Source organism: uncultured Propionibacterium sp., from assembly GCF_963539965.1.
Classification (GTDB): domain Bacteria; phylum Actinomycetota; class Actinomycetes; order Propionibacteriales; family Propionibacteriaceae; genus Propionibacterium.
The window spans coordinates 1-3531 of sequence record NZ_CAUTOU010000110.1; the positions used below are offsets into that span (position 1 = coordinate 1).

Below are 3531 nucleotides of genomic sequence, written 5' to 3' on the forward strand. Positions count from 1 at the left end.
CTGGCCGGTCCGCCCATCGGTCAGATCGCCCGCCCGCGGTGCAGGGCGACGATGCCGCCGGTGAGGTCGCGCCATTCGACGCGGCCCCAGCCGGACCGCTCCATGAGCTCTGCCAGGTGCGCCTGATCGTGCCAGGCCAGGATGGTCTCGGCCAGGTAGTCGTAGGACTCCGGGTTGGCGCTCACCGCGCTCATGAGCGGCATGACGTGCCTCAGATAGACGTCCTGGTAGGCCCGGCGGAGGAGGCTCCGGGTGGGCCTGCTGAACTCGCAGACGACCAGGCGTCCGCCCCTGCGGGTGACCCGGCGCAGCTCGCGCAGGGCGCCGGCGGTGTCCTCGACGTTGCGCAGGCCGAAGCTGATCGTGGCGGCGTCGAAGACGTCGTCGCCGTAGGGGAGCCTCGTCGCATCGCCGCGGACGAAGGCGAGCTCGGGCCGGCGCCGCCTGCCGGCGCGCAGCATGCCCATCGACAGGTCGGTGGGGTAGACCGCCGCGCCGGCCCGGGCGAACGGCGCGGATGAGGCGCCCGTGCCGGCGGCCAGGTCGAGTACGCGCTCGCCGGGCCGGGCGGCCACGGCGCGCACGACCCCGCGACGCCACAGGCGGTCCTGGCCCAGGCTCAGCACATCGTTCATGAGGTCGTACTTGGGCGCGGTCTCGTCGAACATGCCGGTGACCTCGTCGCGGTGCCTGTCAAGATTCGCTCTGCGTGCCACGCCCTACATTGTGGCAGGCCCCGGCCCGGTGCGCGCCGGTATCGGCGGGGGCCCGCCGGGGACGGTCCGGCCCGCCGGCGCCCGCTGCGGAGGGCCGTCGGGACCACCTGATCAGAACCATGGGGCGAGGCGGGCGCGGCCACCGGGCGTGCGTCGCGCGCCGGAGGCTTGCGCGTGCAGCACAATGGACCCCATGGCACGGCGCTCCACGGTCCTGAGAATCAGCAATCTGACGAAGAAGTACGGCGACCACACGATCGTCTCCCACTTCGGCCTCGACGTCCACGAGGGCGAGGCGGTCGCACTGACCGGTCGCAACGGCTCGGGCAAGTCAACGATCCTGCGGTGCATCGTCGGCTCCGACAAGCCCACCGACGGCCTCATCGAGGTGCTCGGCGCCAAGGCCAAGGACACCGACACGGAGTTCCGCCGCAACGTCGCCACCGTCATCGACGACCTCGACTTCTTCCCCGACCTGTCCGTCGTGGAGCACCTCGACCTGCTCGCCCGCGCCCACGGCCTGGACGGCACCGACGAGCTCGTCGACGCCATCCTCGAGGAGGTGCAGCTCGTTCCCCAGTCGGGCCAGCTGCCAGGCACGCTCTCCAGCGGTCAGCGCCGCCGCCTCGCCCTGGCCACCGCCTTCGTGCGCCCGAAGAAGCTCCTGGTGCTCGACGAGCCCGAGCAGCGCCTGGACGTCGAGGGCATCGACTGGCTGGGCAAGCGCCTGCGCCACGAGAAGGACGCCAACGGGCTGGCCATCATCATGGCCAGCCACGAGCCCTCGCTGATCCGGGCGGTGGGCGCCCGCGTCGTGCGCGTCGGCGCGGACGAGGCCACCAGCCAGTCCCTTGCCGAGCCGGAGCAGCTCGTATGAGCAGGTCGAGGAGCAGGCGCCGCAGGAACAAGCAGGCGCCCGCCGAGCAGCCGCAACAGGTTGCCGCGCCGGCGCCCGAGGCAACCGGGCCCGAAACCCGCTTCGATCCCGACTACCCGTTCGCGGACGTCGACGACTACGAGCAGGGACAGGTCGTCGAGCGCCAGCTCATGCTGCTGCTCAAGGACTGGCGCAGGGGCAGGGCCACCCGCTCGGTCTGGTCGATGCTCACCGACGGCTACGTCGCCGTCTTCAGCATCGTCATCATCGCCGCAATGGTGGTCAGCGCGATCCGCAGCGCCCAGAACCAGGCGGCCGGCTGCACCAGTGAGGGCTGCGGCACCGCCCGCGAGCTCATTCCATGGCTCGTCGTCGCAGCCGGCTGGGTCGTCGTCCTGGCCGCCAGCCGGGTCTTCGGCCCGATCGTCGCCTCGGCCGCCGAGGGCTTCTGGCTGCTCGACGCGCCGTTGCGCCGCCCGGCGATCCTCGTCCGCCGCATGTGGCTGATGATCGTCGGCGCGGGCCTGGGCGGCGCGGCGCTCGGTGCGCTCGTCACGGCCCTCATCGGCCTGGACGGCGCCGCCATCGCCGCCTGGACGGCCGCCACCGGGCTGACGACCGCCGGCTGGATGGCCTTCGCCGCCGCCCGGCAGGGTGCCGAGGGGGACCGCCTCGTGCGCCTGGCCCAGCTGCTCGTCGAGGCGTTCGCCGTGGCCGTCCTGGTCATCGTGATCGCCACCGCCAGCGGTTGGTTCGCCGTCGACATCGCCACCGTGCTGTCGACCCGCATCGCCTGTGCCATCGCCGCCGCCGGCCTGGTGCTGGGAGTCCTGGCCTCGGTCATCGCGCGCAGCCGTCTGGGCGATGTCGGACGGGCCCGTCTGGTCAGCGGCGGCGAGCTCGTCTCGGGCATGCAGGGGGCCGCATTCGCCCTCGACTTCGCGCTCATGCGCGACATCCTCATCGAGCGCCGCTGCCAGTTGAGGGGCCACGTCAGGGTCATCCGCGGACGCGGCAGGGGCACCCGGGCGCTGGTCTGGCGCGACGTCCACCGGCTGCGCCGCAACCCGGGCCCGCTCGTCGGCCTGGCGATCGCGGTGATCGTGCCGTACGCGCTCGGCTCGCTGGGCGTCATCTCGCTCGCCCCGTTCATCTCCTCGCTGGTCCTGCTGGTCGTCATCGTGCCGTTCTTCGGCTCGATGCGCGTGCTCAGCCGCACCAAGGGCCTCGCCCGCCTGTTCCCCATGAGCGACTCGGAGCTGCGCGACGCGGTCCTGGTGGTTCCCGGCGTCCTGGCCTTCGCATGGGCCGCCGCCGTCACGCCGGCCTTCGTCCTGGGGCTGGGCGGTTCGCAGGCCGATCCGGGCAGGACGCTCTGGTACGGCCTCATCGCGGCCGTGGGCGGCGTCCTGGGGGCCATGCGCTGGGTCAGCGCGAAGTCGGCCGACTACAGCGCCCCGATGGTCTCCACCGGCGCCGGCGCCGTGCCGCCGAGCCTCATGTTCAACATGGTGCGCGGCCTCGACATGGTGGTGCTGGTCAACTTCCCGCTCGTCATGAACTGGTCGCCGATCATCTCGCTGGTCATCGCCGTCATCGCCTGGGTGCTCCTGCGCTCGGGCGCCTCCCTCAACCAGGAGGAGCTGATGGAGGCGCAGGCCGAGTCCCGCCGCGAACTCGAACAAGCCCGCGCCGGGGCGCGCAGCGGCCAGCCGGCGCGCAAGAAGCGGGTCGTCCCGCGGTCGACCTCGAATGGGCGCACCCGGCCTCCGCTGGAGAGATCCGCGAGGCGCTCGCGCCCGCCGCTGCGGGGCTGACGCCCTGTCGCGGGAGCCGTTCGCAGGGCCCGGTGACCGGGGGCGCCCCGCTGCGTGAGCTGACGGCGAAAGGCGGGTCACCCGCTGCGGGTCCCCGCCTATCGTGGGAGGCGTCGCCGGG

General features: G+C 72.8%; 3 protein-coding genes. 2 read left to right on the forward strand and 1 reads right to left on the reverse strand.

The window, feature by feature from the left end; all coding sequences use genetic code 11:
* Nucleotides 1–20: 20 nt before the first annotated feature.
* Nucleotides 21–668: a class I SAM-dependent methyltransferase gene (locus R2N01_RS11195; RefSeq protein ID WP_399553288.1), complete on the reverse strand. Its 648-nt coding sequence runs from the start codon at nucleotides 666–668 to the stop codon at nucleotides 21–23.
* Nucleotides 669–900: 232 nt separating this feature from the next.
* Between R2N01_RS11195 and R2N01_RS11200 the strand changes: the two genes are divergently transcribed.
* Entirely contained in the window at nucleotides 901–1593 is a 693-nt protein-coding gene (locus tag R2N01_RS11200) for an ABC transporter ATP-binding protein (RefSeq protein ID WP_316671222.1), read from the forward strand.
* The gene (locus tag R2N01_RS11205; protein ID WP_316671224.1) at nucleotides 1590–3410 is read left to right on the forward strand and encodes a DUF6297 family protein; all 1821 of its coding nucleotides are present in this window, start codon (nucleotides 1590–1592) and stop codon (nucleotides 3408–3410) included. The genes R2N01_RS11200 and R2N01_RS11205 overlap by 4 nt, the downstream gene beginning before the upstream one ends.
* Nucleotides 3411–3531 lie beyond the last annotated feature (121 nt).